This window comes from Mesorhizobium sp. BR-1-1-10 (assembly GCF_020165595.1).
GTDB lineage: Bacteria > Pseudomonadota > Alphaproteobacteria > Rhizobiales > Rhizobiaceae > Mesorhizobium > Mesorhizobium australicum.
Genome location: NZ_JAIUIL010000017.1, coordinates 35,168 through 54,571 on the forward strand (window position 1 = coordinate 35,168; position 19,404 = coordinate 54,571).

Genomic DNA, 19,404 nt, shown 5'->3' on the forward strand with positions numbered 1-19,404 from the left:
CGTCGTGCGATCCCCCTATAATACAACCGGACGGCCGCTCGTCTGACTGGACGAAGCTGGCATCAATGCCCATTTATGCACTATCCAAGTTTGTGCCGCGCAATTCCCGACGGAGAGCCGCTACACTTCCCCGGAATTGCCTTTTGAGGAGACGTGACATGGCGACTTCGAGCGAACGTGCAGTGCTTGCCGGCGGCTGCTTCTGGGGCATGCAGGATTTGATCCGGCGCTTCCCGGGTGTCCTTGCCACGCGTGTCGGCTACAGTGGCGGCGACGTGCCGAACGCCACCTATCGCAATCATGGCACCCATGCCGAAGCCATCGAGATCACCTTCGACCCGGCGAAAATCAGCTTTCGCCAGCTTCTGGAATTCTTCTTCCAGATACATGATCCGACGACGCGCAATCGCCAGGGAAACGATGTCGGCATGAGCTATCGCTCCGCAATCTACTACACCGATGAGGAGCAGAAGCGTGTGGCGGAGGACACCATCGCCGATGTCGACGCCTCCGGCCTGTGGCCCGGCAAGGTCGTCACCGAACTTGCGCCGGCCGGAGCGTTCTGGGAGGCCGAACCCGAGCACCAGGACTATCTCGAGAAATATCCCAACGGCTACACCTGCCATTTCGTCAGACCAGGCTGGAAGCTGCCGGTTCGTGAAAAGGCGGTTTCATAAGGTTCACCAGCCGTTTTGGCAGCAGGTGGGGTATAAACGCCCGTCGATTGCCAAGGATCATACGCATAGGGGCTGTTAGCCGCCGTGGCGGTTGACAGTTCGTTGCGTTGCTGGCCAACTGTGTGGGTTGATCGATCATCGGGGATGAGCATGAAGAAGATCTACGAAAAGCCGGTGTTGGTGAAGCGGGAAAGACTCTCAAGTGTTGCGGCGGGACCGCTTTCTTCCAAGGCAACCTGACCGGCCAGGCCGGCTTTCGGGCCTGGCTGGCCGAGTTGTAACGGTGATCGAATTGCTGGTGCGGGCAGGCTACGTCTTGCCCCGCTGGGCTTGAGAAGATGATTTCTTCCGAACCCGCGGCCCGCGCCGGGCAACTCAATGCAATTTTCATCCTGGATGTTTCTGCTTATACCGGGCCGCTCCTTTCCGGATGGATCGAGGCGGGAAACCGTGTTGGTGCGATCATCGTGCCTGGTTTTCAACGCCCATCCAGAGGCTTCAGCATTGGCAATTTTCGGCGCAGGCTGAGGCGCCGGCTTTTGCTCAGGCGCCATCTCGGCAACACGCCGGTAAAGCTGATCGAATTCCGCCGGCCTTACGACTGGAACGAGCTTGCCCGGCAATTGCCTGACATCGCCGCGGATGTGCTGATCTGCTTCGCTTTCCCGACCTTGATCCCGCAGCAGCTGCTCGACCTCTTTCCCAAGGGCGGGCTTAATTTTCATCCGGCGCTGCTGCCCAACTACCGGGGGCCGCATCCTCTCCATCGTCTTGTCGCGGATGGCCAGCATGCGGTCCATGGCGGCGTGACACTGCATAAGATGTCGGCCAATTTCGACGACGGCGACATCCTCGGACAAGTGCCGTTCACCGAAGCAGACTGGGCATCGCGGCGGGATATGGTGGACGGCGTGGCGAGCGCGATGCGCCGGTTGGTGCGTGAGGTGGTGCCAGCCTATTGCAAGAATCTGGTGTCGGGGATGCGGCAGCCAGCCGGTGATTTCGTCTGGGCTCGACTTGAGCGGGACCACATGGCGATTTCGTCCGACATGTCGATCGGGCACGTTGCCCGGATGTGGCACGTATTGGGCGCTAAACCCGGTATCTATCTGGATGTCGCCGGCCGCAAGGTCAGGCTGGCCTTCCAGGTCAGGCGACTGGGTCCGCCAACCGGAAAGGGTCCCGTAAGGCGGTGGGGGATGGTGGAGTTCGATCTTGCCAATGGCCGGGTTCGGCACCTCACCTACGGGCGCCTGCTCAAACGGCTGATGAAAATATACGCCTCATTCCCACGCCCCCGGGCCGGCAAACCGTACGCTGAATTAAGGGTCTTTGGCCGGGTGGGCAGTGAAGCGGCACCAGAGCCGCAAGCGGGTAGTCGCGGACACTGAATCCCAATAATGGGAACCGCGGAAACTGCGTCCGCGGTTCTCATATCGCGATGGCAAACTACTTTCCGCAGTTGTTGTCGTTCACGGTCGGCGCGGTGGCGTTGCCATTGGCGTCCGTCTGTGCACCCTGCGGGTTGGTCGGGCAATTCTTGTCCGCATTGGAATTCATGTCGCCCGGCGTGGTGGTCGTGCTGTTGGTCGCGCCCGGATCGATCGTACTGGGTGAAGCCGGGGTGCTTGGGTCCACAGTGACGGACTTGCCGCTACCGCCGGGCCCATCCGCGCCCGCTGCGCTATTGCTTTGTGCCATGGCGGATGTTGCAACGGCAATGGTGAAGGCCGAAGCCGCGAGGATTTTCATGAACATGATTTGTCTCCATTTTCTGTGAACTCGTCGCCGGGAACGGTGCACGGTTTCGCGGAAATCATGAACCGCTCAATCTCTTGTTTTGACACAATCCCGAACGGAAAATTGGTCCTGGAATCGCGTCCAGCGACTGGTGGGACAACCCCTCGGAATGGCGAAGGTTCCAGACAAATTTCCGCGCCGGCGATGTCCAATTGCCCTGGAGCTCGGGCAATGCTTTAGCGCGGCTTGCCAAAAAACAGCTTTCCCAACCGTCCGAATGATGCTTTAACGCGCCTATCCACAGGGGTGCTCCGTACGGTCGGGGCTGAGACGGGGGCGGCAAGCCCACAGACCCTAGAAGCTGATCTGGGTAATACCAGCGGAGCGAGGCGGGCGATGTTTTCAGGCGCACAGGTTTCCCTATATCCAATGGCCGACGATTTCGTCGGCATCATTCTGGGCGCGCTCGGCGCGCTCGATCCGTACCGCGACAAGCTCAGGATCGAGACCGACGACATTTCGACCTTGCTGGTCGGGCCCCCCGAGGTGTTATTCCCTGCGCTGCGCGACCTTTTCGTGGCCGCGTCTGGCAGCGGCAGGCATTGCGTGCTGTCAGCCACCATTTCGCGTGGCTGCCCAGGCGAGCCGGATGACCCGATCTGCCGCTCCGACACGTTCGGCGGACCTGCCGGGCCACTCGGCCCGCGCAAGCAAGCCGCCATCACCGCAGTGCGCGGCGCGCCGGCCACTGGCCAGCCGGCGGCGGCGCAGTTCTCGCTCTATGTGATGGGCACTGACGACCACATGGACGAAATCTATGGCTGCATAGATTTCCTGAAGCAGTCCGGCGTCTACGATCGCTCCAAGAATTTCTGCACCAAGCTGCGCGGCGATGCCGGCGCGATCTTCTCGGCCCTCGATGAAGCCTTCTGCCGCTTCGGGCCCGGCGCCGGCCATGTAACCCTCGATGTCACGGTCTCGGCCAACAGTCCCACCGCCGTCTGAACCGCTCGTGGTCTCATCGTCATTCAACCCGCGTAACGTCGCGGGCTTCTTCGCAAAAACAGCGCCGGCCGTGATATCGATCGGTTTGGTGCTCGTGGCCTGGGAACTGTACGCAAACATTTCCGGCATCAAGCCGACGGTTCTGCCGGCGCCCTCGCGCGTCTTCGAACAGGCGATGCTCAATCGGGAAGCCTTGGTCGACAACGCCATTCCCACGGTCCGCGCCACGCTGATCGGTTTTGCCTGTTCGCTCAGTGCCGCCTTCGCCCTGTCGATGCTGGTCGACTTCTTCCAGCCTTTGCGGCGAGCGCTGTTTCCCATCTTCATAGTCAGCCAGACTTTGCCGCTGGTCGCCATCGCGCCATTGGTGGTGCTGTGGTTCGGCTTCGGGCTGGCGCCCAAGATCGTGCTGGTGGCGCTGGTCACCTTCTTCCCGATGCTGGTCGCGCTGGTACAGGGCTACGAGGCTACCGAGGTGGAGATCGGTCAGATGCTGCGTGCCATGGGAGCAGGGCGTTGGCGGGTCTTCATGCTGGCACGATTGCCTTCGGCGCTGCCTTATTTCTTCGCTGGCCTCAGGATATCCATCACCTATGCCGTCGTCGGCGCCATTTTCGCCGAATATGCAGGCGCGGCCAAAGGGCTGGGCATCTACATGCTCAACGCCAAGAACAATTTCCGTCCCGACCTGGTGCTCGCCGCCGTCTGCGTCAGCGCAGCGCTCACCCTTGTCCTGTTCGGGCTGACGATGCTGCTGCAGCGTCTTGCCATGCCCTGGGAACGAGCCGCTGGCAGGCAAGGCGCTGGAAAAGGTCCAGAAGCATGAGCCGGCTCGAATTGCGGCATGTTCGCAAGGCGTTTGGCGGGCTCGATGTGCTCGCCGACATTTCGCTTCGTGTCGATGCCGGCGAATTCGTCTCGATCCTTGGACCTTCGGGAGCCGGCAAGTCGACGCTGTTCCAGCTTCTGACCGGCGCCGAGCATGGCGAGGGTGAGATGTTCTTCGACGGCGTGCCGCTCGACGATCACGGCAGGCATTTCGCCTTCATGCCGCAGCGCGACGCGCTGATGCCGTGGCGGCGCATCCTCGACAACACCACGCTCGGACTCGAGGTGCAAGGCGTCAGCCGCAAGGCGGCACGGAAGCGTGTGGCTCCGCTGATTGCCGAGTTCGGCCTTGCCGGCTTCGAGTGGCACTTTCCAGCGCAGCTCTCGGGCGGCATGCGCCAGCGCACGGCGCTTTTACGTACCGTGGTGCAGGAACGCGATATGTTGCTGCTCGACGAGCCGTTCGGCGCGCTCGACGCACTAACCCGTGCGGCCCTGCAGCGCTGGCTCGAACAGATGTGGCGGCACCACCACTGGACGGCGTTGCTGATCACTCATGACGTGCGCGAAGCCCTGTTCCTGTCCGACCGCATCTATGTGCTGTCCGCGCGGCCTGCCCGGGTCGTGCGCGAGATCAAGGTGCCGCTGCCGCGCCCGCGCGATTCCGCCAGCGCGGCCACGCGGCAGGCCGGGGCACTCGAGGCCGAGATTCTCGACATTTTGCTCAACCTCCAGCCATCCGAAGGACATGACCATGATTGACTTGACGCGCAGGCAAGCCCTGCTGCTCACCCTTGCCGGCAGCGTACCGCTGATCACCGGATCGAGCCGTTCCTTCGCGGCAACGCGGACGGTCACGGTCGCCCTCGACTGGACGGTCAACACCAACCACATCGGCCTGTTCGTCGCCCGCGATAAGGGATTTTATCGGGAAGCCGGCATCGAGGTCGACATCCTGCCGTACAGCGATACCGGTGCCGGCACGCTTGTCGCCAACCATGTCGCCGATTTCGGGATCAACGGCACCATCAGCCTGTTCACCCAGAAGACCGCGGGGGCCGATCTGAAGGGCGTCTATGCCGTCGTGCAGTCCGAGACAGGCCGGCTGGTGTTCAATGCCGCGCGCAGCGAAATCAAAAGCCCGAAAGATCTGGATGGCCTGACCTATGGCGGTTTCGGCAGCGCCTGGGGGACCGCGCTGATCTCGACCATCATCCGTCACGACGGCGGCAAGGGCGATTTCGAGACGGTGACGCTGGGCACTTCCGCCTACGAGGCGCTGGCCAACGGTTCGGTCGACTTCACGCTGGAAGTGTCGACCTGGGAGGGCGTCGAAGCCGAACTCAGGGGCGTTAAGCAGCGCAGTTTCGTCTATGCCGACCATGGCGTCCCCGATGAGCACACCACGCTTATCTCTTCGAGCGAAGCGTATCTCCAGGCGAACCCCGAATTGTCGTCATCCTTCATCCAGGCAACGCGGCGCGGTTACCAATTCGCCGTCGATCATCCAGGGGAGGCCGCCACGCTGCTGATAGCCGCCAACAAGGATGCCCTGACGAATCCGGCCTTGGTCCACGCCTCGCTGAAGGCACTGCTCGAGGGCAATTATCTACGCGGGCAAAATGGTGCCATCGGGACGTTGGACCCTGCCAAGATGGAAGCGATCGGCAACTACCTCTTCGCCGCCGGCATTCTGCGCGACGCCGACGGTAAGGTTCTGCCGCAGAGCCCGGATTTCGCCAGGTATTTCAGCAACGCATTTCTGGGGTAGCTGGCCAATCCCTTAAGGAGAGGATCAACTCGGGCGAAACCCATTCCTGGCGATCCTCGAAGCGGAGACAATCTGCACGGCCGTGCCTTGTGTCTCTTTCGGCGGCGCCGTCGCCGTTTCTGATGCCGATATGATCTTCTCGGTTAACCGCACAGCAATGGTTGCGTGCAAAGGTCCCTCCGAGGGATGATCGGGGTTCTTGCCTTGCTTGCACCAAAAAGCGAAACGCTTCCGCGCGTCAACCAGGGCGGGATGATATCCGAAGCGCGCAAGCGCGAGATCCTGGCCGACTTGCGCGAAGGCTTCTTTCGCATTTGTGCGCTCGCATGCGCCGCGCTGTTTGTGTACCGGGGCGTGTATCACTTCGTGCAGGATCCCACCCGGTTCAATATCGCGCTCGTGGCGGTCTCCGAGACGCTCACCTTTACCTGGCTGCTGCTATCGCGGCGGCCGGTGACGCGTGACTGGAGCCCGCTTGCGGTAGTCGCTTCGGTGACCGCCAGTTTTGGTGTCGCCTTGATCACCATGGAACCGGGCATCCCCATCATCCCCATCTATGTCGCCGCGCCGCTGCAGTTCCTGGCACTGTGGTTCGTCATCTGGGGAAAGCTGTCGCTGGGTCGTTCCTTTGCCATCCTGCCCGCCAATCGCGGCGTGATGACCGGCGGCGCCTACCGCCTGGTGCGGCATCCGATCTATGCCGGTTACCTTACCGGCCATGTCCTTTACCTGCTGTCGGCCTTTTCCTTCTACAATCTCGCCGTCTATGCGGTTATCACCTATCTGCAGGTGTACCGCATTCTGCGCGAGGAGGCCTTGCTTGCCGCGGAACCGGAGTACCGCTCTTATATGGAGCGCGTGCGCTATAGGCTGTTTTACCGGATATTCTGAAGGCCAGACTGTCACGCGAGAGTGGCCGGTCCTGTTTGATCCAGAGTTGGCCAACAGGGCTCCTTAGCGGCTAGTGGTCCGGAACTGCTCCGCAGGTGAGGTGCTGTATCCTGGCTGTTCGGTAGCAAGCAGCCTGGCACCAAATCATCGGCTCTCCAACAGCTGGCTCTAAATCGTTTTTTCTCGTAAACTTCTCAAAATATAGACATTGCAAACGTCTGCCATTAGATATTTTCTACAAGTATATTATATTTTTATTATCATTACCGCTTTCTTGTTTCGACAGTTAATACCATGCCGCTCACATGTATAGCGTGAGTTGAAACTCAAAACTCTCTTCGACGTAGTTGCCATCGCAATCGGCTGCATGCCGACTGCCTAGCGCAACGACAACAGGAGAGTGTTATGGCCTTTACCATCAAGACAGTCGCCAGTGTGTTGGCGGGTAGTGCAATAGTCTTGGTTCTGTCCGTGCCAGCAAACGCAGCAGGTCTTGGCGTCGGTGTCGGCGCCTCGGTTGGCGGTAGCGGCGGTGTCAATGCCGGTGTCGGCGCCTCGGTCGGCGGCGGTGGCGGCATCAATGCCGGCGTCGGTGCCTCGGTCGGCGGCAGCGGTGGCGTCAATGCCGGAGCCGGCGCCAATGTCGGCGGCTCGAGGGGCGTCAGCGCCGGGCTCGGCGCGTCGGTCGGCGGCAGCAATGGCGTCAATGCAGGAGCCGGCGCCAATATCGGTGGTTCGGGCGGCATCAACGCCGGGCTCGGTGCCAATGTTGGCGGAACGGGTGGCATCAATGCGGGGCTTGGCGCCAGTGTTGGCGGCGCCGGTGGCATTGGTGTCGGCGCGGGCATCGGCAACGGCACCAATCCCAGCAATCCGTCCAACCCGAACAACCCATCCAATCCCAATCACCCCAACGTTCCTGGTGTCGTGGCCCAGATGTCAAGCTCGCAGGTGACGCGCATGAAGAAGCGCTGCGTCGATGTCCTCAGCAGCGAAGGGACCTATGACCGCGACTTGCGGCAGCTCTGCCTGCTGATCGCACGCCGCTGAGGCTGAGGGAGGTTGCGGAACCAGCCGTAGGCCTGACCGCACTCTCCTGGCCTCCGGCCGGTTGGAAAGCCCGCCGTCCAGGCGGGCTTTCTGCGTTGCGGGCTGTGTGTTCCGTAGCCGCAATAGTCCAGCGGAACGCCAGCCCCTCTAAAACGTTCATACCTTGCGACATCCGAAATGGCGCGATGTTGAACCAGCGCGAAAGCGCGCATTCAGGAGCAGGGAAGGCCATGGGTCTCGGAACGATACTTATCATTATTCTAATCCTCGCGCTGCTCGGCGGCTTCAGCGGTCTGGGCGGTGGCCCGTTCTACGGAACCGGTTACTATGGCGGTGGCGGTCTCGGACTTGTGTTGATCATCGTCATCATCCTTGTCGTCCTGGGACGCATCTAGCCGGCTCCTCTTGTGTCGCCGGCGTCGCGGTCCCGTGAGCGAACCCGCGCCGGCGTGCACTGGAATGTGATGGAAGCAGGCCGGCTTGTGATCATGCGCCCCGCAGGACGGCTGTATGGTGATTGCGGTCCACACCCCCCGTGGAAACAAGAGGAGAGGGTCCCACCCCTTCATCCTCCTCCAAGGCCCGCCCCGGTTCCCGGAGCGGGCTTTCGTTCTTCTGCAAAGCGATTGCCTTCGGTCTTTCTGCCGCTCTCGGCCACGGTCTTTTTTCTCCGTCATGACCGACCTGCCGCTGACGGGAAAGCCGTGGGCGTTCACGCTGGGCAATTACGCCGCCTTCTTCTCGCAGAATCTCTATCTGACGCTGCTGCCGGCTTCACTCCGCCTCGGCCTCGAGGTGACGGGCTATCGACGACTCGCTGATCGAAGCCGGGCGCTCGCTCGGCCTCGCGGCTGCGCCGGCCAGACGTTGAAAGTCATCGTCCAAAATACTGGCGCCGACAGGCTGGTGGAAGGTCAGGATGTGGTGCTGCGCTGGTCGCCGGAGAGCACAGTGCTGATTGCGGCGGCGGGCTGATCGTCGTTTCGGCTCTTGCCAGACCGCTGACAATGAGGAACGCATAGCCGGGCCCAAGTTAAGCCCGGAGCACCTTGATGACGTTTGACCTGACGGCCCGCGACCAATCCATGCTCGATGGCGAGCAAGGCCCAGCCGCGGCCGCCGCCATGAAAATCCTCGTCGCCTTCTCGAACGCGGTTGGGGCCGGCAGCCTGCTCGACATCTCAGGCGCTCATATCGATGGCTGTCTCTATCACGGCAAGGCAGGGCTCGATTTCGTCGAGCGGCTGGTCGAGGGAAGCGGACGTGTCCGAGTGCCGACGACGCTCAATGTCGGCTCGTTCGACCTTATCCATCCCGGCATGGTCAAGATGCCGGCGGCTGAAGAAATGCCGGCGCGGCGGTTGATGAAGGCGCATCTGGAACTTGGCTGCCAGGCCACATTCACCTGTGCCCCCTACCAGACGCGGTTCCGGCCTGAATTCGGCCAGCAGATCGCCTGGGGCGAGTCCAATGCCATCGTTTTCGCCAATTCGGTGATCGGCGCTCGCACCAACCGCTATGGCGATTTCATCGACCTGTGCTGTGCCATGACGGGTCGCGCACCGGGCTGGGGCCTGCATCTCAGCGAGAACCGGCGCGGCCGCATCCTGTTCGAGCTGGATGTTGCCGACGGGGAGCCGAGCGACAGCCTGTTCGTCGGCGTCGGGCTGATCATCGGGCAAGCCAGTGGGGACCGCATTCCTGTGATCGTCGGTCTGCCGCAACCGCGCGACGAGGACCAGTTGAAGGCGCTGGGCGCGGCGGCGGCAACGACCGGCGCGGTGGCGCTGTTCCATGCGGTCGCGGTCACGCCGGAAGCGCGGACGCTCGACGAGGCGTTCCATGGCCATGCGCCGGAAGAGACGATCCGCATCAGCCGCGCCGATATCGACCATGCGCTGGCCAGACTGTCTGGAGTGCCCGACGGCGCGCTGCTTTCAGCCGTGTCACTGGGCACGCCGCACTTTTCCCACCAGGAATGGATGCGCCTGTTGCCGCTGCTGCGTGCGGTGGCGCCGGGCAGGGGCATCCCGATCTATGTCAACACCGGCCGCGCGACGCTGACACGATTGCAGGAGGAGGGGGCATTGGCTGGCATGGAGGCGTTCGGCCTGGTCCCGGTCGCTGACACCTGCACCTATGTCACCTCGATTCTCGAGCGTCTCGACGGCGTGGTGATGACCAATTCCGGCAAATGGGCGCATTATGCGCCGGGCAATATCGGCGTGACCGTCGCCTTCGCCGAAATGAAGGATTGCATCCGCTCCGCCGCCGCAGGGCACGTCGTGCGGAGCGGCTCATGACGCGGTCGATTGAAGTGAAGGTCGTTGAAAGAGCCGGCACATTCCAACTGGCGGGTGCCGCCGAGGGCGAGGCGCTGGTGTTCTCGCAACCGCTCAGCTTCTGGGGCGGCATAGACGCCGAGACCGGCGACATAACGGATCGTTCGCACCCAGGCCTTGGCCAGAATGTCTCCGGCAAGATACTGGTCATGCCGAGCGGGCGAGGGTCCTCGTCTTCTTCCTCTGTCTTGGCCGAGGCAATCCGCAGGGGCACGGCGCCGGCCGGCATTCTTCTGGAACGGCCGGACCCGATCCTTGCCGTTGGCGCCATCGTCGCCGAGTTCCTCTACGCGATCAGCATGCCGCTGGTGGTTTGCGACATTGGGGGCATTGTTTCCGGCGAGCGGATCGCGATCGGTATCGGGGCAGATGGTGAGGCGGTCGTTCGCAAGGTCTAGGACCATGCGTTCCTGAAGCTGGCGCGGGAGCTGCAGATTGAAGTCGCCGCTGCCAGAGCCATGTTCCCTGGCCAAATCGCGTTTCTTCCAAGACAGCCTCATCTCGAACAAACGTGCCGGCGCGGCCTGAAACATTGGCACGATATTCTAAGCTGCCCGGTTGACCGCAGATGCGCCCTCAGGCGTATAATCCTACTAAGTTTATAGAATAAGTACCTGCATGAAACCGCTGCAACGGAGACATCGATGCCGCAAACCGAATCCAACCCGATCGAGCTGGGCACCAGGGCCGCCGATTTCCTGTTGGCCGACGCGCAAGGCGTGCTGCACAAGCTTGCCGATTTCGATGCCAAGCCGGCCCTGCTCGTCGCCTTCATTTCCAATCGGTGCCCCTTTGTCGTGCTGATCCGCGAGCAGCTTGCTGCATTCGCCAGGGACTATGCGCCGAAGGGCCTGCAGGTGCTAGCGATCAACGCCAACGACCATTTAGAGCATCCCGAGGAGACGCTCGCGCGGATAGGCGAGGAGTCCGAAAGGTTCGATTATTCCTTTCCCTATCTGAAGGATGCGTCGCAGCAAGTGGCCAAAGCCTATGGCGCGGCCTGTACGCCTGACTTCTTCCTGTTCGGCGCCGACCGGCGCCTTGCCTATCACGGCCAGTTCGACGATGCGCGGCCGGGCAACGGCAGGCCGGTGACTGGTGCTGATCTGCGCGCGGCCGTCGACACGGTGCTGGAGGGCGGCAGGCCCGCCGCAAGCCAAGTGCCGTCGATCGGCTGCAACATCAAATGGAGCGCCGGGAACGAGCCGCTGTGGTTCCCGGGTGCGGCCCGCGCCGCATAACGCCAGCCGCCTCACACTCCTTCGCCGAGCATCCATGCCCAAATCGCAAAAATCAGCTTCCGATGCCTTGCAGCTCCAGGTCGACGTGCTGGTGCTGGGCGGCGGCCCGTCCGCAGCCTGGGCAGCCGTCGCGGCCGCGGAAAGCGGCGCCAAGGTGGTGCTGGCCGACAAGGGCTATCTCGGCACCAGCGGCGCGACCGCGCCGTCGAACACCGGCACATGGTGCGTGCCCCCGGGCGACAACAGGCATGCGGTGGTCGAGCGGCGCTGGCAGCGCACGGGCGAGCTCGCGGACCAGCGCTGGATGCTGCGCTGCGTCGACACCGCCTACCGCAATTTGCTCAGGCTCTCGGAATGGGGTTATCCCTTCCCGAGCGAGGATGACGGCCGGCTCTACATCGCCAATCTGCGTGGGCCCGATTATATGCGCTTCATGCGCCGCCGGGTGCTGCTTGCCGGCGTGACCGTGCTCGACCACCATCCCGCGCTGGAACTCTTGTCCGACGGCGATGCCATCGTTGGTGCCGCCGGAGTCGCCAGGCAGGCCGGCCACGATTGGCGCGTCGAGGCGGGCGCGGTGGTCCTGGCCACCGGCGGCTGTGCCTTTCGCGAGCGCATCCTCGGCGGCACGGGGCTGACCGGCGACGGCTATCTGATGGCGGCCGAGGCCGGCGCCCGCCTGTCGGGCATGGAATTCACCGGCAAGTATACGTTGGCGCCTTATGGCTCCTCGCTCAACAAGGGATTGCCCTTCCGCTGGGCCTCGTTCCACCGCGAGGATGGTTCGCCGATCCTGGGCTCTACTGGCGAACCTTTGCGCAACGGCATCGGCGACCGCGAGGAGGAAGTGGCCCGCGCGCTGATCGACGGCCCGGTCCATGCGCGGCTGGACCAGGCCGAACCGGCGCTACAGGGCTGGCTGCGCCAGGGCCAGCCGAACTGCTTCGTGCCTTATGACCGTGCCGGCATCGACCCGTTCAGCGAGTTGTTCCGTATCACGCTGCGCGCCGAAGGCACGGTGCGCGGCACTGGCGGCATCGACATCGTGTCCGACGATTGCGCCACCGGCGTGCCCGGCCTCTACGCCGCCGGCGATGCGGCCAGCCGCGAGATCGTGACCGGCGCCGTGTCGGGCGGCGGCGCCGTGAATTCCTCCTGGGCGCTGGCCAGCGGCTGGTGGGCAGGCAAAGGGGCTTCGACCCACGCGAAGCGGCGTAGCGGCAAAGCGTTTCGGGGCGCCGCACAACCGCTCGGTCAGGCCGGTCTGCGTCCGGCGGCGGCGCCGCGTGCCGGTATCGCGGCAGGCGAGGTCATTGAGGCGGTGCGCAACGAGGTGACGCCGCTCGATAAGAACTTCTTCCGCGATGGTGGCCGCCTTGAGAAAAGCAGCGAGCGGCTGGAGAGCATCTGGCGCGACGTGCGTGACCATTTCCGGGGCGAGGGGGCCGACCGGATTCGCACGCGCGAAGCGGCGTCGATCGCCGCAGTCGGGCGCTGGTCGGTGGCCGCGGCATTGCACCGTACCGAAAGCCGCGGCATGCATCGCCGCGTCGACCTGCCGGGCAAGAATCCGGCACTGGCGCATCGCCTGATCGTCACCGGTGTCGACGAGTTCCGCATCGAAGGGGCGCCCGGGCGGCTGGCGGAGCTGGCGTCGTGATCGAGATCGTCTCGGCCACGCGCTGCATTGAGTGCGACATCTGCGTCAAGGTGTGCCCGACCAATGTCTTTGACGCGACTGAGCATGGCGCGCCCGTCATTGCTCGCCAGGACGACTGCCAGACCTGTTTCCTGTGCGAAATCTATTGTCCGACCGACGCTCTTTACGTGGCCGAGGCAGCCGAAGGGCCAACCGGCATCACCGAGGCAGAGGTCGAAGCGCGCCTTCTGTTCGGCTCCTATGCCCGCGCACTCGGCTGGACACGCGGCAAGGCCGGCGGCTCCGAATTCGACCCGACGCACCGCATCCGCGTGGCGCAATAGGAAGCGACAAGACATGAACCGCATCGTCGTCAACGACATCAGCAAGACCTTCCAGCTCAAACCAGGACAGTTCGTCACCGTCGAAGGCGAGGCGACCGATCGCGTCACCGTTCTCGACGGCGTCGATCTTGCCATCCGCAAGGGCGAGTTTGTCACGCTGGTCGGTCCGAGCGGCTCGGGCAAGTCGGTGCTGCTCGACATTATCGGCGGGCTGACGCGGGCGACCGGCGGCGACGTCCAACTCGACGGCAGGCGCATCACGCGTCCCGATCCCAAGACCGGCTACGTCTTCCAGCAATATGCGCTGTTTCCCTGGCGCACGGCGCTCGCCAATATCGAATATGCGCTGGAAGTGCGCGGCGTGGCGAAGACGGAGCGGACGGCGACGGCCAGGCACCTTTTGTCGCTGTTCGGGCTTGCCGGCTTCGAGGATCGTTTCCCCAACCAGCTTTCCGGCGGCATGCAGCAGCGCGTGGCGATCGCCCGCGCGCTCGCCAGCAATCCAGAAGTGCTGCTGATGGACGAACCCTTCGCCGCGCTCGACCAGCAGACGCGCGAACTGCTGCAGGGCGAGTTGTTGCGCATCTGGGGCAAGATCAAGACGACGGTCATTTTTGTCACCCACTCGATCGACGAGGCGATCTTCCTGGCCGATCGCGTGGTGGTGATGACGGCGCGGCCGGGCGCGGTGAAGGAGATCATCGATATCGACCTGCCGCGGCCGCGCGACGGCGACATCCGCGCCAGCACTGAATTCAACGCGTATCGCGCCCGCGTCTGGGACGTGCTGCGCGACGAGGTCAACAGGGCGCAGAAGGACTGGACGCTGTCGCCGGCCTTCGGCCATTGAGGAGTTAGAACCATGGCCTATCTGACCGAAAAGTTCGGCCCTGCCATCGGGTTTCGCGGCGAGGCCGCCGTTGTCGCAAAAATTCCTGCAATCAAGGCGCGTGGCGCAGCCCAAGAGGTCAAAGCCCGGAGGAAAGAGACGTATGGCGGCACCTTCGTCTATGGCCTGCCGCTGCTCGGCCTGTTCTTCCTTTTGTGGGAGATTGCGCCGCGGCTCGGCTGGCTGAACCGCATCTTCTTTCCACCGCTGAGCGAGGTGCTGCTTGCCTGGTGGGACCTGCTTGCCTCGGGTGTACTGGTCGAGCATATCGGCATCAGCCTGCAGCGCGCGGCCATCGGCTTCGCGCTTGGCGTGTCGGTGGCCATCCCGCTTGGCCTGCTCATGGGCCGCTACTCTCTGTTCGAGAAGGTCAGTGACCTTTTGGTGCAGACGCTACGCAACACCTCGCAATTCGCGCTGCTGCCGGTGTTCATCCTTTTGCTTGGCATCGGCGAGGAATCCAAGGTGGCCATCACCTTCTACTCCTCGGTGTTCTTTCTCCTCGTCAACACGATCAGCGGCGTGAAGTCGGTCGATCCGCTGCTCATCAAAGCGGCGCGCTCGATGGGCACGTCTGACTTCGACCTGTTCCGGAAAGTCATCCTGCCGGCCAGCATTCCCTCAATCGTCGCCGGTGCGCGGCTGGCGGTCAAATCCTCGCTGTTCGCGGTGATCGGCGCCGAGATGCTGGCGGCCAAATCCGGCCTCGGTTTCCTCATCCAGAACTCGCAACTGATGATGGAAACGGCCGACATGTATGCCGGCATCCTGACGCTCACCGTCATCGGCCTGACCGTCAACTACCTGCTCGTCTGGTTCGAGCGCTGGGCGACCGCCTGGAAGGGCCAGTCCGAGCCTTCGCTCATTTAAGCCATTCGCTCCAAGTAGGAAGGATTTTCCCATGTCCAGCATCGCATTCGATGGATTTCGCCGGCTGTTTCTGAAGGGCGCCCTTGTGGTGGTGATCGGCCTTGGCGGCATGCCTGCCTTCGCGCAGGAAAAGCCCGACGTTATCCGCATCGGCAGCACGGCGCCCGGGCACCTCAAATTCATCCTCGCCCAGAAAGATGGCTGGTGGGAGAAGGAATTCGCCAAGGACGGAATCAGGGTCGAACTGGTGACCTTCAACGGCGGCTCGGAGGCGACGACGGCCTTGGCCACCGCCGCCATCGAGTTCACTTATACCGGCAACAACCCGGCGCTGCGTGTCGCCGCGTCCGGCGCCGACGTCAAGCTGATCGGCCTGTCGAGCTATGTCAGGGCGGGCGGCTCCTACATCGTCGTCAAGACCGATTCCCCGCTGAAGACGCTGCAGGACCTCAAGGGCAAGAAGGTCGCCTATCTCACAGGCACGGTGCGGCACTCCAATTTCAGCAAGGCGCTGAACAGTGTCGGCCTGACCACGAACGATGTCGAGGGTTTGAACCTGCCATTCGAGGCATCAGGCCCAGCCCTGTTGCGCGGCGATATCGATGCCATCGTCGAGACCGACTCGACGGCGGCCAAGCTCGTCGACTCCGGCGAGGCGCGTCTGCTCTACGACACCAGCACGCATCCGGAATGGAATGTGCCTAACGTCATTTCGGTCAACGGCGCCTTCGCGGCGAAATATCCCGATCTGGTCAAGCGGCTGCTCAAGGTCGACATCGAGATTTCGCGCTGGGCAGACGCCCATCCCGACGAGACGATCAAGACCTTTGTCGAGGCGACCAAATCGTCGGAGAAATCCGTGCGCAAAACCTATGCCGATGGCGCCTTCCACCAGGATCCGAAGCTCACCGATGATGCGATCGAAGCCCTGAAGGCCGAAGAAAAATTCATGGCCGGCGCCGGGCTCCTCAAGGGATCGATCGACTACGGCAAATGGGTCGACAAGAGCTTTGGCGAAGCCGCGTCCGCGGAAGTCGCCACAGTCCAGTAGACGGAAGGGTCGAGCCAGCGGGCGTCTCCGCACCGCGCCCGGCTCATCAGTACCGCTCAAATCTCCGGGATGTTCTCCTTGAAGATCACCTGCAGCCTCGGCTGGTGCAATTCATAGGGGAGGCCCCGGACGGCGTGGGTCAGGATGTTGAGCGCCTCACGCGCTTCGACGCGCGGGTTCTGGTCGATGACGGCGTCGAGCGTGCCGTCGAGCAGCAGTTCCTTGGTGCCGTCCGTCGCCTCGTGGCCGAGGAAAACCATGGATTGCGCACGGCCGCGTTCCTTCAGCGCACGCGCTATGCCGGTGTTGCCGGCGCCGACATTGTAGATCGCGGCAAGGTCGGGGTGGCGTTCCAGAAGGGCTGACGCCTCCGAATAGGCCTTTTCGCGGTCGTCCAGCATTTCGCGCATCTCGACGATCTCCAGATTGGGCGATTCCTCGGTCAATATGTGCCGGAAGCCCATCTCGCGTTCCTCGTGGCCACGATAGGACAGCGAGCCTGCAAACAGCGCCACCTTGCCGGGGCTGCCTGAGCCCATGAAACGGTTGAGCAGATAGCCGGCCAGCCGCCCGGCGGCGCGGTTGTCGATGCCGATATAGGCAACCCTTGGCACATGCAGGATGTCGGAGGCGATGGTCACCACCTTGACGTCGTTGGCCGATAGCGAGCGGATCGCCTCGCGCACCGTCGGATGGTCGAGCGCGATGACACCGACGCCTTGCGTCTGGCCGCGCAAATCCTGCAGCAGGCGGGCGAGCCGGTCGGGATTGAAGCCCTCTATGGTGGCGATATGGACGTCGAGATCGGGGCGCCCCAGGGCTTGTGCCTCGATGTGGCGGTGCAGCATCTTGATGAAGGAATTGGTGCCGGCCGGCAGCGCGAAGTCGAGCCGGATGACCTCGCCGGGCACCGGCCTGGGCGGAGCCCCGTTCGGGCCTTCGGCGATGTAGCCGAGGCGCTGCGCCATTTCGAGCACGATCTCGCGTGTGCGCGCCCGCACGCCGGGGCGATTATTGAGCACGCGGTCGACGGTGGCGGCGGAGACGCCGGCCTCCCGGGCTATGTCGGTCAGGGTGGAACGCACCGTCTTTCATCTCCTCAATGCATCAGGGATGACGCAGTGCCGGCTGGCGACCGTGGCACCAACGCCTCGCTGTCCGCGATTCTGATGGGAAATGATGTATCCGGCCTTGGCCGATGCGCAAGCCGCCAGGCTAAATCAACTCGTCCGGCACGATCATGTCGGAAAGGGAGATCACATTTCCCATCAAATCGACGCATTCGGAGGGGTCTATGAACCTTGGTATGACGCATTTCCTCACTCTATGCGATGTTGTGATGTATTTTGATTATTAATGATGTTGACAGCCTTCCGATCCTGCCGTCAATATCCCTCATGGGCTCGTGGAGGAAACATTGGGCCTGAGGGAGGAATTCCAATGTCTGATTTGATCCGCATCTCGCGGCGCCGGTTGCTGGCGTCCGGAGGAAAGGCGGCGGTGTTCGTGGCCGCCGCAGGTATCGCTCCGCAATTCATTCGTCCCGGTCGCGCCTTCGCGGCCGATGCGCTCGCACCTGGCATGATCGGCGGCCCGACGGGCTTCGACGGAGCCGAACGCTATCAATACGGTCCCGACACACCCGAGGGCCGCGCCATCGAGGCCGCCAAGGCTTTGAAGGGCGCCGGCAAGGCGCCGGCCAAGATCGTGCTTGGCCTGTCGGACGGCTCGATCGGCCAGCTCACCCAGCCTTTTCCGGCCGGGGCGCCGTCGATCAAGGAGCTGTGGGAAAAGGAAACCGGGATCCCGATCGAGATCGTCGGTCTGCCGAACGGCCAGGAATTCACCAAAACCATGCAGGACATCTCCACCAAGGGTGGGGCCTACGACATCTATTCGACCGAGTGGAATCGCCTTGGCGATCTCGCCGAGACCGGCGGCATCGCCAAGCTCGACGACTTCGTCGCCCAGTACAAACCCGAATGGGACGATCCCAAGACCGGCTATGTCGACGGCGCCAAGGGTGTATCGCTGCTCAACAAATATCGCGGCTCCAACTATGGGGTGTCGTTGGACGGCGACTTCCAGACCTGGGTCTACCGCACCGACCTGTTCGGTGACGAAGCCGAGAAGAAGGCCTTCAAGGACAAATACGGCTACGATCTGGCGCCGCCGAAAACCTGGAAGCAGCACGGCGATATCGCCGCCTTCTTCCAGCGTCCGGACAAGGGCCTGTTCGGCTCCACCGACCTGCGCAACCAGGGCTGGGGCTACACCAACTGGTATCAGCGCTATGTGTCGATGGCCTCGCCCAACCAGTTTCTGTTCGGCGATGACGGCAAGCCGCTGATCAATTCCGAGCATGGCATCGCCGCCACCAACGAATATGTCGAATCGCTGGTCCATCATTCGCCGGACGCGATCTCGTGGGGCTGGCCGGAGCAGTACGGCAATTTCGCCAAGGGCGGCGCGGCGATGACCTGTGCCTTCTCCAACCTGCCGAAATTCCTCGACAATGCCGGCAACAAGGACTCCAAGGTCACCGGCAAGATCGGCACGATGCTGCCGCCCGGCCGCGAGATCGACGGCAAACTGATCAGCCGCTCGGTATTGTGGTTCTCGCTGACCGGCATGGTCTCGTCGCAGTCGAAAAACCAGGAGGTCGCCTATCTCCTGCTGCAATGGCTTGGCTCGGCCCGCATCTATGCCTGGATGAGCGCCAACCCCGGCGGCTATCTCGATCCGTTCCGGCTTTCGGATTTTTCCGATCCGCTGGTGCGCCAGACCTACCACGCCTACCACATGGACGTGGTGCGCGAGACGGTCGCCCGCACGGTGCCGACCATCAACTATCCCGGCGCCACCGCCTTCCACAACGCGCTGGACGAAAACCTGATGGCCTCGCTGACCAAGGCCAAGACATCGGAGCAGGCGATGGCCGACACGGAAGCCGAGTGGAAGAAGATCGCCCGGCGCATTGGCGAGGACAAATTGCTCGAAGCCATCAGGACCAACAAGGAGGCATGGCCGACCGTTCTCGATCCGATCAGCTGATCCATCTCCCTG

General features: G+C 62.9%; 20 protein-coding genes, 2 pseudogenes and 1 riboswitch. Of the genes and pseudogenes, 20 read left to right on the plus strand and 2 right to left on the minus strand.

The window, feature by feature from the left end; genetic code table 11:
• The first annotated feature begins 158 nt into the window (after positions 1-158).
• Positions 159-677 (plus strand): peptide-methionine (S)-S-oxide reductase MsrA, encoded by a 519-nt coding sequence (gene msrA / locus LB555_RS27605; protein WP_140620653.1) that lies wholly within the window; start codon positions 159-161, stop codon positions 675-677.
• Between the two features lie 338 nt (positions 678-1,015).
• On the plus strand, positions 1,016-2,068 hold the full coding sequence (locus tag LB555_RS27610) for a formyltransferase family protein (RefSeq protein WP_224684231.1): 1,053 nt from the start codon (positions 1,016-1,018) through the stop codon (positions 2,066-2,068).
• A gap of 58 nt (positions 2,069-2,126) precedes the next feature.
• Here LB555_RS27610 and LB555_RS27615 read toward each other — a convergent pair whose 3' ends face one another.
• Positions 2,127-2,435 carry a hypothetical protein gene (locus LB555_RS27615; protein WP_140718388.1) on the minus strand — a complete coding sequence of 103 codons (309 nt, stop codon included), beginning with the start codon at positions 2,433-2,435 and terminating at the stop codon, positions 2,127-2,129.
• Positions 2,436-2,709: 274 nt separating this feature from the next.
• Positions 2,710-2,823, plus strand: a riboswitch (TPP riboswitch).
• Here LB555_RS27615 and LB555_RS27620 point away from each other — a divergent pair.
• The 17 genes and pseudogenes from LB555_RS27620 to LB555_RS27695 all read left to right on the plus strand — a co-directional run bounded on the left by LB555_RS27620 (position 2,814) and on the right by LB555_RS27695 (position 16,338).
• Positions 2,814-3,422, plus strand: coding sequence for a YkoF family thiamine/hydroxymethylpyrimidine-binding protein (locus tag LB555_RS27620; RefSeq protein WP_015317050.1), 609 nt, complete (start codon positions 2,814-2,816; stop codon positions 3,420-3,422). (Overlaps the previous riboswitch by 10 nt.)
• Positions 3,385-4,248 (plus strand): ABC transporter permease, encoded by an 864-nt coding sequence (locus tag LB555_RS27625; protein WP_181173088.1) that lies wholly within the window; start codon positions 3,385-3,387, stop codon positions 4,246-4,248. Before LB555_RS27620 ends, LB555_RS27625 begins: the two co-directional genes overlap by 38 nt.
• Complete coding sequence (locus LB555_RS27630; RefSeq protein ID WP_224587967.1) at positions 4,245-5,012, plus strand: ABC transporter ATP-binding protein; 768 nt, start codon at positions 4,245-4,247, stop codon at positions 5,010-5,012. Before LB555_RS27625 ends, LB555_RS27630 begins: the two co-directional genes overlap by 4 nt.
• Positions 5,005-6,021 (plus strand): ABC transporter substrate-binding protein, encoded by a 1,017-nt coding sequence (locus tag LB555_RS27635; protein ID WP_224684232.1) that lies wholly within the window; start codon positions 5,005-5,007, stop codon positions 6,019-6,021. Before LB555_RS27630 ends, LB555_RS27635 begins: the two co-directional genes overlap by 8 nt.
• 252 nt (positions 6,022-6,273) lie before the next feature.
• A complete protein-coding gene (locus tag LB555_RS27640) occupies positions 6,274-6,912 on the plus strand; it encodes a methyltransferase family protein (protein WP_224587972.1) in 639 nt (212 codons plus the stop codon).
• A gap of 405 nt (positions 6,913-7,317) precedes the next feature.
• Positions 7,318-7,962 (plus strand): hypothetical protein, encoded by a 645-nt coding sequence (locus LB555_RS27645; protein ID WP_015317055.1) that lies wholly within the window; start codon positions 7,318-7,320, stop codon positions 7,960-7,962.
• 230 nt (positions 7,963-8,192) lie between these two features.
• Positions 8,193-8,357 carry a DUF3309 family protein gene (locus tag LB555_RS27650; RefSeq protein ID WP_023769518.1) on the plus strand — a complete coding sequence of 55 codons (165 nt, stop codon included), beginning with the start codon at positions 8,193-8,195 and terminating at the stop codon, positions 8,355-8,357.
• 231 nt (positions 8,358-8,588) lie between these two features.
• Positions 8,589-8,763: pseudogene (locus tag LB555_RS29405) on the plus strand (ABC transporter permease); the annotation flags it as partial.
• A gap of 57 nt (positions 8,764-8,820) precedes the next feature.
• Positions 8,821-8,937: pseudogene (locus LB555_RS29410) on the plus strand (spermidine/putrescine ABC transporter ATP-binding protein); the annotation flags it as partial.
• A 77-nt stretch (positions 8,938-9,014) separates the two neighbouring features.
• Positions 9,015-10,265 carry an aconitase X gene (locus tag LB555_RS27660; RefSeq protein WP_015317058.1) on the plus strand — a complete coding sequence of 417 codons (1,251 nt, stop codon included), beginning with the start codon at positions 9,015-9,017 and terminating at the stop codon, positions 10,263-10,265.
• Positions 10,262-10,702: an aconitase X swivel domain-containing protein gene (locus LB555_RS27665; RefSeq protein WP_015317059.1), complete on the plus strand. Its 441-nt coding sequence runs from the start codon at positions 10,262-10,264 to the stop codon at positions 10,700-10,702. The genes LB555_RS27660 and LB555_RS27665 overlap by 4 nt, the downstream gene beginning before the upstream one ends.
• A gap of 246 nt (positions 10,703-10,948) precedes the next feature.
• Positions 10,949-11,545 carry a thioredoxin family protein gene (locus LB555_RS27670; RefSeq protein ID WP_224622483.1) on the plus strand — a complete coding sequence of 199 codons (597 nt, stop codon included), beginning with the start codon at positions 10,949-10,951 and terminating at the stop codon, positions 11,543-11,545.
• 34 nt (positions 11,546-11,579) lie between these two features.
• Positions 11,580-13,205 (plus strand): FAD-binding protein, encoded by a 1,626-nt coding sequence (locus tag LB555_RS27675; protein ID WP_140876247.1) that lies wholly within the window; start codon positions 11,580-11,582, stop codon positions 13,203-13,205.
• Positions 13,202-13,528 carry a ferredoxin family protein gene (locus LB555_RS27680; RefSeq protein ID WP_015317062.1) on the plus strand — a complete coding sequence of 109 codons (327 nt, stop codon included), beginning with the start codon at positions 13,202-13,204 and terminating at the stop codon, positions 13,526-13,528. The genes LB555_RS27675 and LB555_RS27680 overlap by 4 nt, the downstream gene beginning before the upstream one ends.
• A 13-nt stretch (positions 13,529-13,541) precedes the next feature.
• Positions 13,542-14,378: an ABC transporter ATP-binding protein gene (locus tag LB555_RS27685; protein WP_015317063.1), complete on the plus strand. Its 837-nt coding sequence runs from the start codon at positions 13,542-13,544 to the stop codon at positions 14,376-14,378.
• A gap of 12 nt (positions 14,379-14,390) precedes the next feature.
• Complete coding sequence (locus tag LB555_RS27690; RefSeq protein ID WP_140876245.1) at positions 14,391-15,287, plus strand: ABC transporter permease; 897 nt, start codon at positions 14,391-14,393, stop codon at positions 15,285-15,287.
• Positions 15,288-15,318: 31 nt separating this feature from the next.
• On the plus strand, positions 15,319-16,338 hold the full coding sequence (locus LB555_RS27695; protein WP_140876243.1) for an aliphatic sulfonate ABC transporter substrate-binding protein: 1,020 nt from the start codon (positions 15,319-15,321) through the stop codon (positions 16,336-16,338).
• A gap of 56 nt (positions 16,339-16,394) precedes the next feature.
• Here LB555_RS27695 and LB555_RS27700 read toward each other — a convergent pair whose 3' ends face one another.
• Positions 16,395-17,423: a LacI family DNA-binding transcriptional regulator gene (locus tag LB555_RS27700; protein WP_224684233.1), complete on the minus strand. Its 1,029-nt coding sequence runs from the start codon at positions 17,421-17,423 to the stop codon at positions 16,395-16,397.
• Positions 17,424-17,778: 355 nt separating this feature from the next.
• Between LB555_RS27700 and LB555_RS27705 the strand changes: the two genes are divergently transcribed.
• Positions 17,779-19,392, plus strand: a complete 1,614-nt coding sequence (locus tag LB555_RS27705) for an extracellular solute-binding protein (RefSeq protein ID WP_140620628.1) — start codon at positions 17,779-17,781, stop codon at positions 19,390-19,392.
• The last annotated feature ends 12 nt before the right edge of the window (positions 19,393-19,404 follow it).

Bases quoted from the DNA above. Each gene is read 5' to 3' on its own strand.
- msrA (WP_140620653.1), top strand. From the start codon at position 159: ATGGCGACTTCGAGCGAACGTGCAGTGCTTGCCGGCGGCTGCTTCTGG.
- LB555_RS27610 (WP_224684231.1), top strand. From the start codon at position 1,016: ATGATTTCTTCCGAACCCGCGGCCCGCGCCGGGCAACTCAATGCAATT.
- LB555_RS27615 (WP_140718388.1), bottom strand. From the start codon at position 2,435: ATGTTCATGAAAATCCTCGCGGCTTCGGCCTTCACCATTGCCGTTGCA.
- LB555_RS27620 (WP_015317050.1), top strand. From the start codon at position 2,814: ATGTTTTCAGGCGCACAGGTTTCCCTATATCCAATGGCCGACGATTTC.
- LB555_RS27625 (WP_181173088.1), top strand. From the start codon at position 3,385: ATGTCACGGTCTCGGCCAACAGTCCCACCGCCGTCTGAACCGCTCGTG.
- LB555_RS27630 (WP_224587967.1), top strand. From the start codon at position 4,245: ATGAGCCGGCTCGAATTGCGGCATGTTCGCAAGGCGTTTGGCGGGCTC.
- LB555_RS27635 (WP_224684232.1), top strand. From the start codon at position 5,005: ATGATTGACTTGACGCGCAGGCAAGCCCTGCTGCTCACCCTTGCCGGC.
- LB555_RS27640 (WP_224587972.1), top strand. From the start codon at position 6,274: ATGATATCCGAAGCGCGCAAGCGCGAGATCCTGGCCGACTTGCGCGAA.
- LB555_RS27645 (WP_015317055.1), top strand. From the start codon at position 7,318: ATGGCCTTTACCATCAAGACAGTCGCCAGTGTGTTGGCGGGTAGTGCA.
- LB555_RS27650 (WP_023769518.1), top strand. From the start codon at position 8,193: ATGGGTCTCGGAACGATACTTATCATTATTCTAATCCTCGCGCTGCTC.
- LB555_RS27660 (WP_015317058.1), top strand. From the start codon at position 9,015: ATGACGTTTGACCTGACGGCCCGCGACCAATCCATGCTCGATGGCGAG.
- LB555_RS27665 (WP_015317059.1), top strand. From the start codon at position 10,262: ATGACGCGGTCGATTGAAGTGAAGGTCGTTGAAAGAGCCGGCACATTC.
- LB555_RS27670 (WP_224622483.1), top strand. From the start codon at position 10,949: ATGCCGCAAACCGAATCCAACCCGATCGAGCTGGGCACCAGGGCCGCC.
- LB555_RS27675 (WP_140876247.1), top strand. From the start codon at position 11,580: ATGCCCAAATCGCAAAAATCAGCTTCCGATGCCTTGCAGCTCCAGGTC.
- LB555_RS27685 (WP_015317063.1), top strand. From the start codon at position 13,542: ATGAACCGCATCGTCGTCAACGACATCAGCAAGACCTTCCAGCTCAAA.
- LB555_RS27690 (WP_140876245.1), top strand. From the start codon at position 14,391: ATGGCCTATCTGACCGAAAAGTTCGGCCCTGCCATCGGGTTTCGCGGC.
- LB555_RS27695 (WP_140876243.1), top strand. From the start codon at position 15,319: ATGTCCAGCATCGCATTCGATGGATTTCGCCGGCTGTTTCTGAAGGGC.
- LB555_RS27705 (WP_140620628.1), top strand. From the start codon at position 17,779: ATGTCTGATTTGATCCGCATCTCGCGGCGCCGGTTGCTGGCGTCCGGA.